This window comes from Atopostipes suicloacalis DSM 15692, from assembly GCF_900129085.1.
Lineage (GTDB): Bacteria > Bacillota > Bacilli > Lactobacillales > Carnobacteriaceae_A > Atopostipes > Atopostipes suicloacalis.
Genome location: NZ_FQUF01000005.1, coordinates 60,115 through 78,709 on the forward strand (window position 1 = coordinate 60,115; position 18,595 = coordinate 78,709).

16 protein-coding genes are annotated in these 18,595 nt (G+C 34.8%); 15 read left to right on the forward strand and 1 reads right to left on the reverse strand.

Annotated features, from left to right (window positions below; all coding sequences use genetic code 11):
* Positions 1 to 139 precede the first annotated feature (139 nt).
* The 7 genes from rimP to BUB96_RS02140 all read left to right on the forward strand — a co-directional run bounded on the left by rimP (position 140) and on the right by BUB96_RS02140 (position 7,172).
* Entirely contained in the window at positions 140 to 610 is a 471-nt protein-coding gene (gene rimP / locus BUB96_RS02110) for a ribosome maturation factor RimP (RefSeq protein ID WP_073295609.1), read from the forward strand.
* Between the two features lie 17 nt (positions 611 to 627).
* The gene (nusA, locus tag BUB96_RS02115) at positions 628 to 2,073 is read left to right on the forward strand and encodes a transcription termination factor NusA (RefSeq protein WP_073295613.1); all 1,446 of its coding nucleotides are present in this window, start codon (positions 628 to 630) and stop codon (positions 2,071 to 2,073) included.
* A 34-nt stretch (positions 2,074 to 2,107) separates the two neighbouring features.
* Positions 2,108 to 2,410 (forward strand): RNase P modulator RnpM, encoded by a 303-nt coding sequence (gene rnpM, locus BUB96_RS02120; RefSeq protein ID WP_073295616.1) that lies wholly within the window; start codon positions 2,108 to 2,110, stop codon positions 2,408 to 2,410.
* The gene (locus tag BUB96_RS02125) at positions 2,400 to 2,699 is read left to right on the forward strand and encodes a L7Ae/L30e/S12e/Gadd45 family ribosomal protein (RefSeq protein ID WP_073295619.1); all 300 of its coding nucleotides are present in this window, start codon (positions 2,400 to 2,402) and stop codon (positions 2,697 to 2,699) included. Before rnpM ends, BUB96_RS02125 begins: the two co-directional genes overlap by 11 nt.
* Positions 2,700 to 2,719: 20 nt before the next feature.
* The gene (infB, locus tag BUB96_RS02130; protein ID WP_073295622.1) at positions 2,720 to 5,065 is read left to right on the forward strand and encodes a translation initiation factor IF-2; all 2,346 of its coding nucleotides are present in this window, start codon (positions 2,720 to 2,722) and stop codon (positions 5,063 to 5,065) included.
* A 28-nt stretch (positions 5,066 to 5,093) separates the two neighbouring features.
* Positions 5,094 to 5,447 (forward strand): 30S ribosome-binding factor RbfA, encoded by a 354-nt coding sequence (rbfA, locus tag BUB96_RS02135; protein WP_073295625.1) that lies wholly within the window; start codon positions 5,094 to 5,096, stop codon positions 5,445 to 5,447.
* A gap of 99 nt (positions 5,448 to 5,546) precedes the next feature.
* Positions 5,547 to 7,172 (forward strand): ABC-F family ATP-binding cassette domain-containing protein, encoded by a 1,626-nt coding sequence (locus BUB96_RS02140; protein WP_073295628.1) that lies wholly within the window; start codon positions 5,547 to 5,549, stop codon positions 7,170 to 7,172.
* 70 nt (positions 7,173 to 7,242) lie between these two features.
* Here the strand turns inward: BUB96_RS02140 and BUB96_RS02145 are convergent, their stop codons facing one another.
* Positions 7,243 to 8,385: a baeRF6 domain-containing protein gene (locus tag BUB96_RS02145; RefSeq protein ID WP_073295631.1), complete on the reverse strand. Its 1,143-nt coding sequence runs from the start codon at positions 8,383 to 8,385 to the stop codon at positions 7,243 to 7,245.
* A 207-nt stretch (positions 8,386 to 8,592) separates the two neighbouring features.
* On the opposite strand from BUB96_RS02145, the gene truB reads away from it, so the two are divergent.
* The 8 genes from truB to BUB96_RS02185 all read left to right on the forward strand — a co-directional run bounded on the left by truB (position 8,593) and on the right by BUB96_RS02185 (position 18,562).
* Positions 8,593 to 9,510, forward strand: coding sequence for a tRNA pseudouridine(55) synthase TruB (gene truB / locus BUB96_RS02150; protein ID WP_073295636.1), 918 nt, complete (start codon positions 8,593 to 8,595; stop codon positions 9,508 to 9,510).
* Between the two features lie 9 nt (positions 9,511 to 9,519).
* Entirely contained in the window at positions 9,520 to 10,467 is a 948-nt protein-coding gene (gene ribF / locus BUB96_RS02155; protein ID WP_073295640.1) for a riboflavin biosynthesis protein RibF, read from the forward strand.
* Positions 10,468 to 10,621: 154 nt separating this feature from the next.
* Positions 10,622 to 11,659 carry a heat-inducible transcriptional repressor HrcA gene (hrcA, locus tag BUB96_RS02160; RefSeq protein ID WP_073295643.1) on the forward strand — a complete coding sequence of 346 codons (1,038 nt, stop codon included), beginning with the start codon at positions 10,622 to 10,624 and terminating at the stop codon, positions 11,657 to 11,659.
* Between the two features lie 70 nt (positions 11,660 to 11,729).
* Positions 11,730 to 12,278 carry a nucleotide exchange factor GrpE gene (gene grpE / locus BUB96_RS02165; RefSeq protein WP_143274258.1) on the forward strand — a complete coding sequence of 183 codons (549 nt, stop codon included), beginning with the start codon at positions 11,730 to 11,732 and terminating at the stop codon, positions 12,276 to 12,278.
* Positions 12,279 to 12,330: 52 nt separating this feature from the next.
* A complete protein-coding gene (gene dnaK / locus BUB96_RS02170; protein WP_073295649.1) occupies positions 12,331 to 14,166 on the forward strand; it encodes a molecular chaperone DnaK in 1,836 nt (611 codons plus the stop codon).
* A gap of 122 nt (positions 14,167 to 14,288) precedes the next feature.
* The gene (gene dnaJ, locus BUB96_RS02175; protein ID WP_073295652.1) at positions 14,289 to 15,446 is read left to right on the forward strand and encodes a molecular chaperone DnaJ; all 1,158 of its coding nucleotides are present in this window, start codon (positions 14,289 to 14,291) and stop codon (positions 15,444 to 15,446) included.
* 216 nt (positions 15,447 to 15,662) lie between these two features.
* Complete coding sequence (gene lepA / locus BUB96_RS02180; RefSeq protein WP_407639283.1) at positions 15,663 to 17,501, forward strand: translation elongation factor 4; 1,839 nt, start codon at positions 15,663 to 15,665, stop codon at positions 17,499 to 17,501.
* 308 nt (positions 17,502 to 17,809) lie between these two features.
* Complete coding sequence (locus BUB96_RS02185) at positions 17,810 to 18,562, forward strand: hypothetical protein (RefSeq protein ID WP_073295655.1); 753 nt, start codon at positions 17,810 to 17,812, stop codon at positions 18,560 to 18,562.
* Positions 18,563 to 18,595: the final 33 nt, after the last annotated feature.

Here is an 18,595-nt window from a genome sequence, read left to right on the forward strand (position 1 = left end):
CTTCCATTCATGATAATATAGCGCAGTAGTAGAGAATGAACGTGCTGGAGAGTGAGCCATTTTTTTGGCTCACTCTTTTTGCCGAAATACAAAGAACAAATTATCGAGAATTAAAATGGAAAACTAAAGAGGTGACAGAATGAACACAGTTGAAATTGTTGAGGATATTGTTAGACCGATTGCAGACGAAAAGGGTTTTCGGGTCGTTGATATAGAATATGTTAAAGAAGGAAAGAATTGGTTTCTGCGTATCTATATTGATAAGCCCGGTGGCGTTGATTTAAATGACTGTGCAATGTTTAATGAATTAGTAAGTGAACAAATGGACGCACTAGAGCCGGATCCTATTCCTTATGCTTATTATTTAGAAGTTTCATCACCTGGTGCTGAAAGGCCATTAAAAACAGAAGATGATTTTGAAGAGGCAGTTGGTCGCTATATTCATGTCACTCTTTTTGAACCAGTTGAAAAGAATAATGTATATGATGGTACGCTAAAAGATTTAACTAAAGAAAAAATGGTACTAACAGTAAAAGAAAAAAATAAAACAAAAGAGATCGAATTAAAACGAACCAATATATCTAAAGCTCGTTTAGCGATTGAATTTTAAAATAGGAGCGAATAAAAATGAGTGATGCATTAGTAGCGGCATTTGAGTTACTGCAATCAGAGAAAGGTATTTCAGCAGAAGTTATTCAAGAAGCGTTAGAATCTGCGTTAGTTTCAGCTTATAAAAAAGAATATGGAACCTCACAAAATGTAGAAGTAAAGTTTGACGTAAAAACTGGAAATATCGCCGTTTATCAAATGAAAGATGTAGTTGAAGTAGTAGAAAATGAAAATTTAGAGATTTCTTTAGAAGATGCCAAAGAAAAGAATTTCGCTTATGAGATAGGAGATAAAATCCGTTTTGAAGTGACTCCTAAAAACTTTGGGCGTTTAGCTGCCTCAACGGCTAAACAAGTAATTACCCAACGTTTGCGTGAAGCGGAACGATCTGTTATTTATCAAGAATACATTCAGTATGAAGATGATTTAATGACAGGGATTGTTGAACGCCAAGATAACAATTATGTCTTTATTAACTTAGGAAAAGTTGAAGCTGTTATGTCGGAACGAAACCAAATCGAAGGCGAAGTATATAAAGCACATGACCGCATAAAAGTTTATGTAAATAATGTACAAGACTCAACAAAAGGACCACAAGTCTTTGTAAGCCGCACACATCCAAACTTGGTAAAACGATTATTTGAACAAGAAGTTCCCGAAATTTATGATGGAATCGTGGAAATTATGTCTATTTCTCGTGAAGCGGGGGATCGTTCAAAACTTGCGGTCTTTTCTCATGATGAAAATGTAGATGCAGTCGGAACTTGTGTTGGACCTAAAGGTGTTCGAGTACAATCTATTGTAAATGAATTAAATGGGGAAAACATGGATATTGTTGAGTGGGACGAAGATCCAGTCGTCTTTATTAAGAACGCATTGAATCCTGCTGAGGTAATCGATGTTTATATTAATGAAGAAGAGCATGAATGTGTAGCTGTAGTGCCAGACACACAGTTATCATTAGCGATTGGCCGTCGAGGTCAGAATGTTCGACTAGCTGCTCGCTTAACCGGTTATAAAATTGATATTAAATCTGAAAGTGATTTTGATCCGGAAGAATACGCTGAACTTGAAGCAACAAAAGATATCACAGAAGATTCAGAAGAAGAGGAAATTTCCTCTGATCGTTCGATTGAACCTATTTTAGATGAATCAGAAGACTTTTTTGATACATTAGAAGATATGGCAGAAGAATCAGAACCTGAAGAAGTGGAAGATACAGAAGATTTCTTTGATATTTTTGATGATCAGCAGGATGAAGATTCTCCAGTAGATTCATTAGCTATTGATACTGATGAAGATACACCAAGAGAACATGATGAGGTAATGGAAGAACTTGAAGATGAGCATCTTGAAGAACCTATCGATTCAGACGAAGAAATAGATGAAGCAGATGATGAAGTTTCTCGAGAAGTTTCTGAAGATTTAGAAGAAATTGACGAAGAGTTAGATGAACAAGAATAAGTTTTTTGGGAAAAGATATAAGAGGTGGGTGGACATGGCGAAAAATAAAGTCCCATTACGAAAATGTGTAGTTACAGGAGACATGAAACCAAAAAAAGAAATGGTTCGAATTGTAAAAACGAAAGAAAACGAGATATTTATTGATGATACGGGAAAGAAAAATGGTCGTGGCGCTTATGTTTCAATGGACGAAACAGTCATTCAACAAGCAAAAGAAAAAGATATCTTAAGTGGCGTTTTGAGAACACAGATTACAGATGACTTTTATGAAGAACTATTGTCACATGTGCAGTATCGGATAGCTCGTATAGAAATTATGAAGCAAAATGAACAATAAACAAAAAGCATTAAATCTGCTTGGTCTTGCTTTACGTGCAAGACAACTAGAAAGCGGCAGTCCTACAGTATTAGATGCTGTTAGGAAAAAAAGAGCCCGTTTAGTAATTATTGCAGAAGATGCTAGTCCAAACACAAAAAAGCAATTTTTAGATAAATGTGATTTTTATAAAATACCTTCTTATGTTTTATTTTCCAAAGATGAAATTACACAGGCTATTGGGAAAGAAAGGACGGTATGTGCATTCACAGATAACGGATTTGCACAATCCTTTAAAAAATTGCTATAAAAGAACAGAAGGGTGATTGTATGAGCAAAAAACGTGTCTATGAATTTGCTAAAGAATTAAATGTTGAGAGTAAAGAGGTTTTAAAACAAGCCAAAGATTTAGGAATTGAATATGCAAGCCACATGTCTTCGATGACAGATGAAGATATGAAACGAGTAAAACAGAACTTGCAACAACCAACTCAAGCAAAACCTAAACAAAATGCAGCTCCTAAAAAAGAGGAAGCTAAAAATAAGCCTCAACAAAGTCAAAAGAAACAAAGTAATCAAAATAATCAAAACCAAAATCAACAACAAAATAACAAAAATCAAAAACAAACCTCATCTAAACCGAAAAAGAATAATTCGTCAAACAATAAACAACAAACAAATAAACAACAAAACAATAAGAAACAAAACAACAAAAAACAAAGTAAAGTTGAGAACAAACCTAAAGTGGCTAAACGTACAACGAATGAGCAAGAACGAGCAGAAATGCGTAAACAAAGTACAAGTGGAAGACGTAACAAAGGTAGACGATTCCGCGGTACTCGTGGAGGTCCAGCAGGAAGTAAGAGACGTCAAGGCCGAAGCAGAAATCAAGAACAACAACAAAGAGTAAGCCAAAAACCTTTACCGGAATCAGTAGAATATACAGAAGGTATGACAATTGCTGAAATTGCGCATAAACTACATCGCGAACCAGCTGAATTAGTGAAAAAACTATTTATGGATGGTGTTGTGGCTACGCAAAATGATTCATTAAGTAAAGACGTTATTGAAGTTTTATTATTAAACTACGATGTTGAACCAATTGAAAAAATTGAAGTAGACGTTGCGGATTTAGATACGTACTTCGAACAAGACGTAGATGAAGAAAGCCTAGTGAAACGTGCACCTACAGTGACAATTATGGGACACGTTGATCATGGTAAAACTACTTTATTGGATACTTTACGTGATGCAAGTGTTACACAAAGTGAAGCAGGTGGAATTACTCAACATATTGGAGCGTATCAATTAGATGTTGAAGGCGAACCAATTACATTTTTAGATACTCCTGGACATGCTGCATTTACAACAATGCGTGCTCGTGGAGCAGACGTTACAGATATTGCTATTATTGTTGTAGCTGCAGATGATGGGGTAATGCCGCAAACGGTTGAAGCAATTAACCATGCGAAAGCAGCGGATGTTCCAATTATAGTTGCAGTAAATAAAGTAGATAAACCAGAAGCAAATCCTGATCGAGTAAAACAAGAGTTATTAGAATATGAACTTGTTCCTGAAGATTGGGGTGGAGATACAATCTTTGTGGAAATCTCCGCATTATTTAACCAAAACATTGAAGAGCTCCTAGAAATGATTCTTTTAGTAGCAGAAGTTTCAGATTTAAAAGCTGACCCAACAGGTTTAGCAGTAGGTAGTGTGTTAGAAGCACGTTTAGACCGCTCTAAAGGACCAATTGCTACCTTACTTGTTCAAAATGGTACTTTAAGAAAAGGAGATTCTATTGTTGTAGGAACGACTTATGGACGTATTCGTACTATGGTGAATGACAAAGCTCAACAAATTCAAGAAGCAGGTCCTTCTACACCAGTAGAAATCACTGGTTTAAATGAGACACCAAAAGCTGGAGATCAATTTGTTGTCTTTAAAGATGAAAAAACAGCTCGCCAAATTGCTGAAACTCGATCAAATGAAGCCGTTGAAGAGCAACGTCAATCTGTCAACAAAGTAACTTTAGAAAATCTCTTTGATAGTCTTGAAGAAGGCGAATTAAAAGAAGTGAATATCATTGTAAAAGGTGATGTACAAGGATCTGTTGAAGCTCTTGTTGGAAGCTTAGAAAAGATTGAAGTAGATGGTGTTCGAATTAATGTAGTCCATACAGGTGTGGGTGCTATTAACGAGACAGACGTTACTTTAGCTTCAGCAAGTCACGGAATCATTATTGGATTTAACGTACGTCCTACACCACAAGCATCAGAAAATGCTAAATCAGAACATGTAGATGTGAGAACTTATCGAGTAATCTATGATGCAATTGATGAACTTGAGGCAGCAATGAAAGGTATGCTTGATCCAGAATATGAAGAACAAGTGACCGGACAAGCAACGGTTCGCGAAACGTACAGTGTTTCAAGAGTGGGTACAATTGCTGGTGCTTTAGTAAATAATGGTGTCATCAAACGTACAAGCTCTATTCGTCTAATTCGTAATGGAATTGTCGTCCATGAAGGTGAATTAGGAAGCTTGCGACGTTTTGATGATGATGTTCGTGAAGTGCAAAATGGCTATGAATGCGGATTTACTATTGAAAATTATAACGATATTAAAATTGATGATGTAATAGAAGCCTATGAAATGGTAGAAATCGAAAGATAAATAAACAAGAATAATGTAGGTGAAAAACATGGCAAATTATAGAGTAGGCAGAGTTTCGCAAGAAATATTAAGAGAAGTCAATGACATTCTCTTGAATACAGTTCGCGATCCTCGAGTGGATGGAATAACCATTACAGATGTGGATTTAACTGGGGATTTACAAGAAGCTACTATTTTTTATAGTACACTTGAGACAGATGATAAAACAAAAAAAGAAACACAAACAGGTTTAGATAAAGCAACTGGGCTTATTCGTAAAGAATTAGGTGCCCGTTTAACAACTTATCATACGCCAGAACTTGAGTTTAAAAGAGATGAATCTGTAGAATACGGAAATCGAATTGATGAATTATTAAATGAACTTAAAAACGAAGAGAATTAAATTGATTAATTGATAGTAATCCTGATGGGAATTCACTTTCTCATCAGGATTTTTTAAGTTTCGGTTCAAAAAACTGAAAGAATAGAGGATACAAAAGAAATGATGAATGTTACAGATGTAAGTTTACGCTTCTCAGATCGAGTATTATTTGAAGAAGTGAATCTAAATTTTACCCCTGAAAATTGTTATGGGGTTATTGGTGCAAATGGGGCTGGAAAATCGACATTTTTAAAAATTTTAACAGGAGAAATTGAACCATCCACAGGTACAGTTTCTCTAGCACCTGAGGCACGGATTGCGACTCTAAAACAGGATCATTATGAATATGAAGAATATTCAGTAATGGATACTGTTATTATGGGACATAAACGTCTTTATGATATTATGAAAGAAAAAGATACCTTATATATGAAACCAGAATTTTCTGATAAAGATGGTATTCTTGTAGCAGAACTTGAAGGGGAATTTGCTGCCTTAAATGGATGGGAAGCTGAACCTGAAGCAATTGATTTACTAGCAGGATTAGATATTCCAAGTGAGTTACATGGGCAAAAAATGAGCGAACTAAATAGTAGTGATCGTGTAAAGGTATTATTAGCACAAGCCCTATTTGGTGATCCTGATATTCTACTATTAGATGAGCCTACAAATGGTTTAGATACAAAGTCTATTGCATGGTTGACTGATTTTTTAATTAATTTTCAAAATACAGTCGTCGTTATTTCCCATGACCGACATTTTTTAAACAATGTTTGTACTCATATGGTAGATGTTGATTTTAAAAAAATTAAGCAATACGTTGGAAATTATGATTTCTGGTTAGAGTCTAGTCAGTTGGCTGAAAAATTGCAAGCAGACCAAAATAGTAAAAAAGAGGAAAAAATTAAAGAGTTACAAGGATTTATTGCTCGTTTTAGTGCCAATGCTTCAAAATCTAAACAGGCAACTTCTCGTAAAAAACAATTGGAGAATATTACTTTAGAAGATATTCAACCTTCTTCACGCCGCTATCCAATGGTCCATTTTAAACCAGAACGTGAGATTGGAAATGAATTATTATATGTTGAGAATATTTCAAAAACAATTGATGGCAAAAAAGTATTAGATAATATTAGTTTTCGATTGAATAAAGGGGATAAAGTCGCTTTTACGAGTATGAATGATCTTTCCATTACAACACTTTTTAAGATTATTATGGGAGAAATGGAACCAGATAATGGAACCATTAAATGGGGAGTTACAACCTCTCAAGCTTATTTACCAAAGGATCATTCCGATGAATTTTCTAATGGTGATTTAACGATTATAGACTGGTTACGTCAGTATGCATCTAAAGAGGAAGATGACAATACATTCTTGCGAGGATTTTTAGGGCGTATGCTATTTTCTGGAGAAGAAGTTATGAAAGAAATTTCTGTCCTTTCGGGTGGAGAAAAAGTTCGTTGTATGCTGTCTAAATTAATGTTAAGTAAAGCAAATGTGTTAGTTATGGATGACCCGACGAATCATTTAGATTTAGAATCAATTACTTCTTTAAATGATGGTTTGATTGCTTTCAACGGAGCTTTATTATTTAGCTCCCATGACCACCAATTTATTCAAACCATTGCTAATCACATTATCGAAGTGTCCCCTCACGGTGTGGTCGATCGTCCGGAAACGACGTATGATGATTTTTTAAAGAATAAGGATATTCAAAAACAAGTCGAATCTCTTTATGTATAAAACAACTAAAAGAGTCCGGGAAAATGCCCGAACTCTTTTTGGTTGTTAAAATGTTCTATTGATTTATGATTTAATATCTTAACGTTGCAGCTATTGGTGTATTTTCAGGCATTTCCTCGTGTTCTAGAATATAAACATTTCCTTTTGAATTTAATACGTTTTGGACGAGTTCATGAATAAAGTTATTTCGATCATCCGTTTCATCATATAATCCATCATCAGTGATTGAACCAGGGATATTAAAATCTTTTTCCAAGAATAAATGATCAATTCGTCCCTGTAAACTAGCAGATGTTAAATCATCTGGTATGTTCTCAATCCGATTTTCTGGAGAAGTTTCTCTTAATCGAGCAAGCAATTCTTCTCTTTCTGAATCATTTAGTTTACGGATGGTTTCGGAAACTTTCTTTTGAATATCTGGAACACTTAAGCCAGCAGCTGAGCCTATAATATTTACATCATTTAAATATCTATTGTTTGAGATTTCTTTAAATACAGATTGGTTTTCTTCAACTGAATAAACGATTAATGGATAGTTTAATTCATTTGAAAAGTTATCAATTATAAAACGATCGACCAAACGGAAATATCTTTCCCGATCAATATCTTTTTCTTGACTGGTTTCATTATGTCCATGGAAAAATTGTCCAGATCCTGCTTGACTAGACCCCGTGCTATAGGTACCAAAATTGAGGCTACCACCTTCTTTTTCCGTTCCTAGAGCTGTTTCTAAATCAACAGGAGCCTCTTCATATTCTGATAAATCTAGTTCTTGTAGTTTATCGCCATGACCTTCAAATAACCGGATACTTTCTCGATTTAATACAAGTAAGTGGTAATCTCGAGTATACTGGGCATTAGCGGCGACAGGAAGTATATAAGGTAATTCACTAATATATACATGGTCTGTTACAGAAATACTTAAATGATAGAAGAAAATATCATTAGGAGTGATATAGATTACAAGAGCTCCAATAAATTTAACCAGAGAATCACGGTTATTCAATGCTCTATTTAATTGTTCAAGTAAGGCGTCTTTCTCTTTTAACTCGGATTCTTCAACCCTTTTTCTAGCTTCACTGATAAGATTTTCGAATTGAATTCGATCTTTATCATTTGTCAAAGTGGTGGCATGCAATTCCTGAACAATGGTAATATATACTGTATCCTCTTGCAATAATTCTTCTGAAGGGAAAGTAAACAATTGTTTCATAAAAGATCACTACCTTTCTCTATTTTCTAATTTATAGTACCATAGAAGGCCACTTTAATTAAAGTAAGACGCTGTGAGCGTATTCAATTATTAAGGAAATATCTAAAAAATATCAATGAAAACACGTATGAATAACTTATAACTCTTAGTTTTTAACATGAATTATGTTACAATATACAAAGTGAAAAATAGAAATGGTGTGAAAATATGGTAGAAGGAATTTTACCCATTTGGAAAGAAAAAGGAATGACTAGCTTTGCTTGTGTAAGTCGAGTACGCCATTTATTGGGGATTAAAAAAGTAGGCCACGCGGGCACATTAGATCCCGAGGTAGAAGGAGTTTTACCAATTGCAGTTGGAGCAGGAACTAAAGTATTAGAGTACATGCTTGAAGCAGATAAAACATATACGGGTGAGATAACATTTGGGTACTCAACATCTACTGAGGATGCTACAGGAACCACCATTGAAAAATTACCTGTTTCAAAAGATATTCAAAATGAAGATATTGATCAAGTTCTAGCGGAATTTATAGGAAGTATCGAACAAGTTCCACCAATGTTTTCAGCAGTTAAAGTCAAAGGAAAAAAATTATATGAATATGCTTTTGAGGGGATTGAAATTGAAAGATCTGCTCGTCAAGTCCAAATCTATGAGCTAAAAAGAACTTCAGATATTGCCTATAATGAAGACCAAGAAACTTTAAGCTTTTCCTTTGAAGTCTCTTGTAGTAAAGGTACTTATATCCGAACGTTAGCTGTTGATATTGGAAAAAAATTAGGTTATCCGGCTCATATGTCTAAATTGACTCGTATTCGAAGTGGAAATATCTCAGCAGATCAAACGTATACTTTAGTAGAGGTTGAAGCAGCAGTTATCAATGAAAAAATAAACACTTTATTTCTTCCAATTGATTATGGACTTACTCAGTTTAATAAAACAACCATTGATGATAAATTATGGAGCCGAGTAAAAAATGGGGCTCTCCTAAATGAAGAAGAGGTCATAGCTGAAGAATATCCAGTCTTATTGGTATACAATCAAGTGATTGTTGCCTTGTATGATAAGCATCCAAAAAAAGCAGGAAAATTAAAACCTTCAAAAATGTTTAAGATAGAAATGTAGGTATAAATATTGAAGACAATTAAAATTAAACATCCCTATAAAAAAACTGAAATAGTGAATGAAGATATTGTCCTTATACTGGGATATTTTGATGGGGTACATTTAGCTCATCAAGAAGTGATTAAAGAAGGTGTCCGAATCGGACGTGAACGAAATTTGAAAGTGGCATTGATGACTTTCAATCGTCACCCAAGCATCGTTTATCGAAAGATAAATGCCGGACAATATGCAAGCTTAACCCAGCCTGAACAAAAAGAAAAAATTATTGAAAGTCTTGGGGTCGATATCTTATACGAAGTATTTTTCAATTCGGAGTTTGGAAATTTACCTCCTCAGGAATTTGTAGATCGTTATATTGTTGGCTGGCATGCGAAAGTGATTGTAGCAGGTTTTGACTACACTTATGGCAAAGCAGATGTTGCTTCAATGGCTCAATTATCTGACTATGCGAAAGGTCGCTTTGAAATTGTTAAAGTAGGGGAAGCGAAAGAATCAGGAAAAACAATTAGCTCAACCTTGATTCGTCAATATATAAAAAATGGAGAAGTTGAAAAAGCCAACGCTATGCTGGGCTATTCCTATGAAACTTTAGGATTTGTCATTCATGGAGATGCAAGAGGACGAGAACTAGGTTATCCAACAGCCAATATTTATTCCAACCCTTATACATTTCTTCCTGGTGTAGGAATTTATGCTGTTTGGTTTATTGTTAAAGGGAAACGATATATGGGGATGGCTTCCATTGGTTATAATGTAACATTTAAAGATCAATCGGAACTTTCTGTAGAAGTAAATGTTTTAGATTTTAATGAAGAAATTTATGGAGACGATGTAAAAATAGAATGGGTGGCTTATCTACGAGGGGAAGTTCAGTTTGATGGAGCACAAGGACTGATTGACCAACTTCAAAAAGATGAAGAAGCTACGCGAAAAATATTGGAAATGCAAAAAGATTAAAGCATAAAAAGTATGAATTTTTTATGCTTTAAACCCTTTTACATTGACACATTTCATAAAATTTGTTAAATTATACATAGGAATTAGCACTCGAATCATTCGAGTGCTAATTTGTTGGAAAGTAATTGTCTTGTAAGCGAAAGGATGTTGCGCGATGTTAACAGAAAGACAATTATTAATATTGAATAAAATAATAGAACGTTTTACAAAAGACGGACAGCCTGTGAGTTCGAAAACTTTGGTTGAAGATGGCTCAATAAATGTTAGCTCAGCAACTATTCGTAATGAAATGAGCACGTTGGAAGAGCTAGATTATATAGAGAAAGTCCATAGCTCATCGGGGCGAGTTCCTTCTGTAAAAGGTTATCGATTCTATGTTGATCATCTGATGCGACCAAAGCATGTAGATACACATAAACGAGGAAAAATTAAAAATTATATGAATTCTCAAATTTTTGAGATTAGTGATGTCTTCTACCAATCTGCTGAATTACTTTCTGAATTAACCAGTTATACAGCTATTGTATTGGGACCGCAGTCGAAATCAAAAATTTTGACTGGTTTTCGAATTGTACCATTGAATTATCAACAAATGATGTTAATCATGCAGCTAGATAATTTTGAAGTTCAGAATATGATTTTTAAGATTCCATCTGGTTTACATGTAGAGAATTTTAAACAAGTTACAGATTTCATGAACAACAATTTAGTTGGAGAATCTTTAAATACGGTTTATTATGCTTTGCAGACAGATTTACCGAATTTATTTGAAAAGTATCTAACGATGAACTGGAATATTATCGAAATGCTTGAACGAACGTTATTGCATTTTGAGGATGAACAAATGTTTGTTTCAGGTAAAATGAATATTCTAGATTTCACAGAAGATATGAATATTCGGCAAGTAAAAGATTTATATAGCATATTAGATAATGAAGGAAGCTTATTTACTTTATTTAATCAGTTATATGATCGGCAGGGAACCTATAATATTCGAATTGGAGATGAATTCGAAGACCGTTTGTTTGAATCATTTTCTTTAATGTCGGTCCCTTACCAAGATGATTACTTTGGTGGTGGCTTCATTGCCGTATTAGGACCTACAAATATGTCTTATGATTCGACTCTGGGAGTTATTCAAGTATTAAAAGAAGAAATACTAGGTAAGTTAGAAGATTTTTACCTCGAATAAAGATTAAAATCTTATTTAAAATCTTATAGGTATGTGCTACTATGGGGTAGTGAATGCAGTGAAAGGTAGGATGAGATTGACGGAAAAAGAAAATAAGTTCGATTCGGAAGAAAAAAATGAAGAACTTGAAGAAAATCAAGCCACTTCTGAGACTGAAGAAAAGTCAGATTCAGAAGTTGCTGAATTAAAACAAAAATTTGAAGAATTAGAAGACCAAAACTTGCGTCTTCAAGCAGAAATCCAAAATATGAGCCGCCGCAATAAAAAGGAAAGAGAAGCAGCGGTTAGATATCGTTCTCAGGATTTAGGAAAAGAAATGCTTCCAGTACTTGATAATCTAGAACGAGCACTGGATACAGAGGTAACAGATGAAGCAGGCGAGAGCTTAAAACAAGGCCTTGAAATGGTTCTTGAAAGCTTTTATCGAGCACTTAACTCAGCAGGAATAGAAGAGATAGAAGCAGAAGGTGAACCATTTGATCCAAACTTCCATGAAGCCTATGCTCAGGTTCCAGCAGAAGACGGCCAAGAAAGTGGCCATGTAGCTCAGGTTTATGAAAAAGGTTATAAACTACATGATCGAGTGTTACGTGCTGCGAAAGTGACTGTTACAGAATAAAGTTCGTTAAGTATTTTAATAATAATAATTAATGATGAAGGAGATTTTTTTTATGGCTAAGATAATTGGTATTGATTTAGGAACAACAAATTCAGCAGTTGCTGTATTGGAAGGTGGAGAACCAACGATCATCCCGAATAAAGAGGGAAATCGTACAACACCATCTGTTGTTTCATTTAAAGACGGGGAAACTCAAGTAGGTGAAGTTGCTAAACGTCAAGCAATTACAAATCCTAATACAGTAATGTCTATTAAACGTTATATGGGAGAAGATCATAAAGTAGATGTTGAAGGAAAACAATATACTCCTCAAGAAATTTCTGCTTTAATCTTACAACATTTAAAAAGCTACGCTGAAGATTATTTAGGTGAAGAAGTTACAAATGCAGTTATTACGGTTCCAGCTTACTTTAATGACTCGCAACGTCAAGCAACAAAAGACGCAGGTCGAATTGCTGGTTTAGAAGTTGATCGTATCGTAAATGAACCAACTGCTGCATCATTGGCTTACGGATTAGAAAAACAAGATCAAGAAGAAAATATTCTAGTCTTTGACTTAGGTGGAGGAACTTTTGACGTTTCTATTCTTGAATTAGGAGACGGTGTCTTCGATGTTCTTTCTACAGCAGGTGATAACTCGCTTGGTGGAGATGACTTCGATGATAAAATTATTGACTTCTTAGTTTCATCTTTTAAAGCAGATAATGGTGTCGACTTATCAAACGATAAAATGGCTTTACAACGTCTAAAAGACGCTGCAGAAAAAGCGAAAAAAGAATTATCTAGTGTGTCTTCTACACAAATTAGCTTACCATTTATCTCTGCAGGGGATGCTGGTCCATTGCATTTAGAACAAACATTAACTCGTGCGAAGTTTGACGAATTAACTCAAGATTTAGTTGACCGCACAAAAGACCCTTTACGTCGTGCAATTAGCGATGCAGGTCTTTCAAAATCTGATATTAACCAAGTTATCTTGGTCGGTGGATCAACACGTATTCCAGCTGTTGTAGATACAGTGAAACAAGAAACTGGAAAAGATCCAAACCGTTCAGTAAACCCTGATGAAGTTGTCGCAATGGGAGCTGCCGTACAAGGAGGAGTAATTTCTGGTGATGTGAAAGATATCGTATTGCTAGACGTTACACCTTTATCTCTTGGTATTGAAACAATGGGTTCTGTATTTACGAAATTAATTGATCGAAATACAACCATTCCAACAAGCAAATCACAAGTATTCTCTACAGCAGCAGATAACCAACCAGCCGTAGATATTCATGTTTTACAAGGTGAACGCTCAATGGCTACAGATAACAAAACATTAGGACGTTTCCAATTAACAGATATTCCACCAGCACCACGTGGAATCCCTCAAATCGAAGTAAAATTTGATATTGATAAAAATGGTATTGTAACAGTTTCTGCTAAAGATCAAGGAACTGGAAAAGAACAAAACATTACAATCAAATCTTCTTCAGGTTTATCTGATGATGAAATAGACCGTATGGTTAAAGAGGCTGAAGAAAATGCTGAAGCAGATAAAGAACGTAAAGAAGAAGTAGAACTTCGAAACGAAGCGGATCAACTCGTCTTCCAAACAGACAAAACATTAAAAGATCTCGAAGGTAAAGTTGACGAAGAAGAAGTTAAAAAAGCAGAGGCAGCTCGTGATGAGTTGAAAGAAGCTATTGAAGAAGATAATATTGATTTAATTAAAGAAAAACGTGATGCATTAAGTGAAATCGTCCAAGAGTTAACTGTAAAACTATATGAACAAGCAGCAGCTGAACAACAAGCTCAAGAAGGAGCTGCTGAAGGAGAAGATACAGCAACTGACGACGATGTAGTAGATGCTGATTTTGAAGAAGTAGATGACGACGAAGAATAAAATAAAGGTAGGAAAAAATTAAATTCAGTAGGATGCTTAAGAGAAAGCTAAATATTTAGCTTTCTCTTTCCACTGTATTTAATGATTCCTAACATTTTTTAGATAAAATGACGGAGGATTTAATGGCTGAAAAACGAGATTTATACGATGTATTGGGTGTCTCAAAAGACGCTTCGCAAGATGAAATAAAAAAAGCATACCGACGACTATCTAAAAAATATCACCCAGACTTGAACGATGCACCGGATGCCGAAGAAAAGTTTAAAGAAGTCGCCGATGCATATGAAACATTATCAGACCAAAATAAACGCTCACAGTATGACCAGTATGGGCATGCGTCAACGGATCCAAACTTCAATGGTGGAGGATTCGGTGGCTTTGGCGGTGCTGGTGGAGGAGATTCATTCTCTGGCTTTGAGGATATTTTTGATCAATTCTTTGGTGGTGGCAGAAGTGCTTCACGTAATCCAAATGCGCCAAGACAAGGTGAAGACTTACAATATGTAATGGATTTATCTTTTGAAGAAGCCGTTTTTGGAAAATCAACCACTATACGCTATAATCGAAAAAACGTTTGTAAAACATGTGAAGGAAGTGGAGCTAAACCAGGCACAAGCCCAGAAACATGTTCACGTTGTGGTGGAGCTGGTCAAATAAATGTTGAACAGAATACACCATTCGGTCGAGTAATGACACAAACCGTTTGTCCTGATTGTGAAGGAACAGGGAAAATTATAAAAGAAAAATGTCCAGACTGTAGTGGAGAAGGCTTCCAATCAGAACGACACTCTGTAAAAATTGAAGTTCCAGCAGGTGTTGAAGATGGAAACCAAATTCGTCTACAAAGTCAAGGAGATGCTGGAAAGAACGGCGGACCTTATGGTGATCTTTATGTAATATTCCGAGTAAAACCTTCTGATATTTATACACGTCGTGGAACGGAAATTTATTATGAATTACCTATCAATATTGTTCAAGCAACATTAGGTGATGAACTAGAAGTCCCAACAGTGCATGGAAAAGTAAAATTAAAAATTCCAGCAGGTACACAAGCTGGTACAACATTTCGCTTAAGAGGAAAAGGAGCTCCATCGTTACGTACTCACCATACTGGAGATCAACACGTACGAGTTAAGGTGGAAATCCCTAAAAAAGTTACAGAAGAACAAGCCCAACATTTACGTGAATTTGCTAAGGAAAGTGGCTACGAAGAAACAAAGGAACAAAAAGGTGAAACCTTTTTCTCAAAAGTAAAAGATGCATTTAAAGATAAAGATTAATTATTAATTGATAAATAATTGGTCAACATTTTTATTTACTTGAAGATTTTATGACGCTTTCAGTCAAACAATGTAAATAAATTGTTGACCTTTTTTTATTTAATAAAGAATGCGATATGTCCAACAAAGACAACTTTGGAAAGATTGTATATCAAGCAAATGCTTGATATAATAAAGAATGAAGATTTTTATGTAGAATAAGGATTGAGGTTATAAATGATTGATAAAAATAAAGCACGTGAACGCCAGAAAATAGTGCGTAACTTTTCAATAATTGCGCATATTGACCATGGAAAATCAACTTTAGCAGATAGAATCTTAGAATTTACAAAAACACTCGCTGACCGAGAAATGACAGAACAAGTTTTAGATTCGATGGATTTAGAGCGTGAACGTGGTATAACAATTAAATTAAATACAGTTGAAGTAGAATATACAGCCAAAGATGGTGTCACTTATATCCTTCATCTAATTGATACTCCTGGGCATGTGGATTTCACTTATGAAGTTTCACGAAGCTTAGCAGCTTGTGAAGGGGCTATATTGATTGTTGATGCTGCTCAAGGAATTGAAGCACAGACATTGGCAAACGTTTATTTAGCATTGGATAACGATTTAGAAATTGTACCTGTTATTAATAAGATTGACTTACCAGCGGCAGATCCTGAACGTGTGGCACTTGAAATAGAAGACGTCATTGGTTTACCAGCCGAAGATGTCGTGCTTGCCAGTGCGAAAAATGGGATTGGAATAGAAGATGTACTTGAAAAAGTAGTACAAGAAGTTCCTGCACCTCAAGGCGATATTGATCATCCCTTACAAGCTCTAATTTTTGATTCAGAATATGATTCATATCGTGGCGTTGTATTAAGTATCAACGTGCAAGAAGGAGTCATTCAAAAAGGGGATATCATTGAACTAATGCATAACGGAAAAACGTTTGAAGTGACCGAGGTTGGAGTGTTTTCACCACATCCAGTAGTCCGTGAAGCTTTAACCGTTGGAGATGTCGGTTATGTAACAGCAAATATCAAAAGTGTTAAAGATACACAGGTAGGGGATACAATTACCTTAGCCAATAATCCTGCTGAAAAACCACTTCCCGGTTACCAACAAATGAAACCAATGGTATATAGTGGCTTATTCCCATCAGATTCGGGAGATTATGAAGATTTACGAGAAGCCCTTGAACGATTACAGTTAAATGATTCATCTTTACGATTTGAACCGGAAGTTTCTCAAGCTTTAGGCTTTGGTTTCCGCTGTGGTTTTTTGGGTATGTTACACATGGACGTTGTACAAGAACGTTTAGAACGTGAATTTGACTTAGATTTAATCACGACAGCGCCTTCTGTAATTTATGAAGTAGATAAAACAGACGGAGAAACGATAGAAGTCTCAAATCCATCAGAGATGCCTGATCAGACATTCGTTGATAAAATTCATGAACCATTTGTAAAAGCAACGATCTCTGCTCCTAATGACTATGTAGGACCGGTAATGGAACTTTGTCAAAGTAAACGTGGAGAATTTATCACGATGGAGTATTTAGATGATATTCGAGTAAATATTCTATATTATCTACCACTGTCAGAAATCGTCTTTGATTTTTTTGACCGATTAAAATCCAATACAAAAGGGTATGCTTCTTTAAATTATGAAGAAGCAGGTTACCGAGAAAGTAATTTAGTAAAAGTCGATATTTTAATTCATGGAGACCAAGTAGATGCCTTAAGTTTTATTGTGCATAAAGATGAAAGTGAAGATCGAGGCCGAAAAATTGTTAAGAAACTAAAAGAGGTTATTCCTCGTCAACAATTTGAAATCCCTGTTCAAGCAGCAATTGGTAACCATGTCATCGCTCGTTCAACCGTTCGTGCTTTCCGTAAAGATGTTACTGAAAAATTATATGGTGGAGATGTTACTCGCCGTATGAAACTTTTAGAAAAACAAAAAGAAGGTAAGAAACGAATGAAAAGTGTTGGAAATGTAGATATTCCACAAGATGCTTTTATGGCTGTATTGAATTTGGATGAAGATCAGAGTAAAAAATAATTAAATAGACGGGTCTAAAAATATAGTGTCAAAAACCGTTTGTCTTCCTGTATTAGGGAGGTAAACGGTTTTTAAATTTTATAATTTTTCAGTTAAAAAATATTCAGTTCTTTTGTTTGTGAAAAAAACGGAATAAATTCTATTAGATATTCCTAAACATTGTGAGATATAACTTCATTACGAGAGCGTCTCTGCAAGATTGTGAAATTTGTGTTATAATAGATATACAGAATAATAAGGATCATTTAAAGGACTGAAATAATTTTTTTAGGAAATGAATAGCAGATTTTTATATGGAGGATAACAAATTGACAAAAACAAATCTTATAGAACTAGATTGGGACAGTTTACTTACACCGGAAGATCTATCTACTGAAGAAGTTGAAGTTCATGCCACACTCATTGCTAATTATCTTTCAAATATAACAATAGATGAAGGAATTCATTCAACGATTCCTAAGAACATAACAAAAGTAACCGTTAGTAATTCTTTATTAGAGACTAAAGATCTCGCACTAGACAAAATTTCCAATGATCAACTCTTTGAATATTTTCAAGAAGACAAAGTAAAAATCGATTCAACGATTCTTTTCCCTAAAATAAAAAGAATCAATCATTTGTTTTGGTTTTTACATAATTTAAGTACATTGAATATTCGTGATTCAAAACTGTTGATTAGTAATCAGGATGAATTATCGATTCATTTTCACCAATTAATTGAATCTGCTTTGTTCTTTGGCTTTTTAACCCGGGTGAAAGAAGAAAATAATATCTATTTGATCCCAACAAACGTGTACGAAGAATTCATGGAACAACCTACAGAACAACAATATCCTTTGTTTTTATTAGCTCTTGCTCATAATGAGACAGTAAGTGAAGTGCTTCAAGTTCAATTAAACGATCCCATTTATGATAATATTAGTCGAGAAATGGTCTATAACATTTTAGTAGGGGATCCAAATATTCAACAAGAATCTCTATCCAGTGATGAGATTAAAGGAATTGCCAATAATTTTAGGTATTGGTTTTTAAATATTAAAAAAATGGTTCTAGTTGACTAAAGATTATAAAAGGGAATAATAAAAGAAGCTATT

What these genes read in the sequence shown, in the direction of transcription:
- rimP (WP_073295609.1), top strand. Translation starts at nt 140, where the DNA reads ATGAACACAGTTGAAATTGTTGAGGATATTGTTAGACCGATTGCAGAC.
- nusA (WP_073295613.1), top strand. Translation starts at nt 628, where the DNA reads ATGAGTGATGCATTAGTAGCGGCATTTGAGTTACTGCAATCAGAGAAA.
- rnpM (WP_073295616.1), top strand. Translation starts at nt 2,108, where the DNA reads ATGGCGAAAAATAAAGTCCCATTACGAAAATGTGTAGTTACAGGAGAC.
- BUB96_RS02125 (WP_073295619.1), top strand. Translation starts at nt 2,400, where the DNA reads ATGAACAATAAACAAAAAGCATTAAATCTGCTTGGTCTTGCTTTACGT.
- infB (WP_073295622.1), top strand. Translation starts at nt 2,720, where the DNA reads ATGAGCAAAAAACGTGTCTATGAATTTGCTAAAGAATTAAATGTTGAG.
- rbfA (WP_073295625.1), top strand. Translation starts at nt 5,094, where the DNA reads ATGGCAAATTATAGAGTAGGCAGAGTTTCGCAAGAAATATTAAGAGAA.
- BUB96_RS02140 (WP_073295628.1), top strand. Translation starts at nt 5,547, where the DNA reads ATGATGAATGTTACAGATGTAAGTTTACGCTTCTCAGATCGAGTATTA.
- BUB96_RS02145 (WP_073295631.1), bottom strand. Translation starts at nt 8,385, where the DNA reads ATGAAACAATTGTTTACTTTCCCTTCAGAAGAATTATTGCAAGAGGAT.
- truB (WP_073295636.1), top strand. Translation starts at nt 8,593, where the DNA reads ATGGTAGAAGGAATTTTACCCATTTGGAAAGAAAAAGGAATGACTAGC.
- hrcA (WP_073295643.1), top strand. Translation starts at nt 10,622, where the DNA reads ATGTTAACAGAAAGACAATTATTAATATTGAATAAAATAATAGAACGT.
- grpE (WP_143274258.1), top strand. Translation starts at nt 11,730, where the DNA reads ATGAGATTGACGGAAAAAGAAAATAAGTTCGATTCGGAAGAAAAAAAT.
- dnaK (WP_073295649.1), top strand. Translation starts at nt 12,331, where the DNA reads ATGGCTAAGATAATTGGTATTGATTTAGGAACAACAAATTCAGCAGTT.
- dnaJ (WP_073295652.1), top strand. Translation starts at nt 14,289, where the DNA reads ATGGCTGAAAAACGAGATTTATACGATGTATTGGGTGTCTCAAAAGAC.
- lepA (WP_407639283.1), top strand. Translation starts at nt 15,663, where the DNA reads ATGATTGATAAAAATAAAGCACGTGAACGCCAGAAAATAGTGCGTAAC.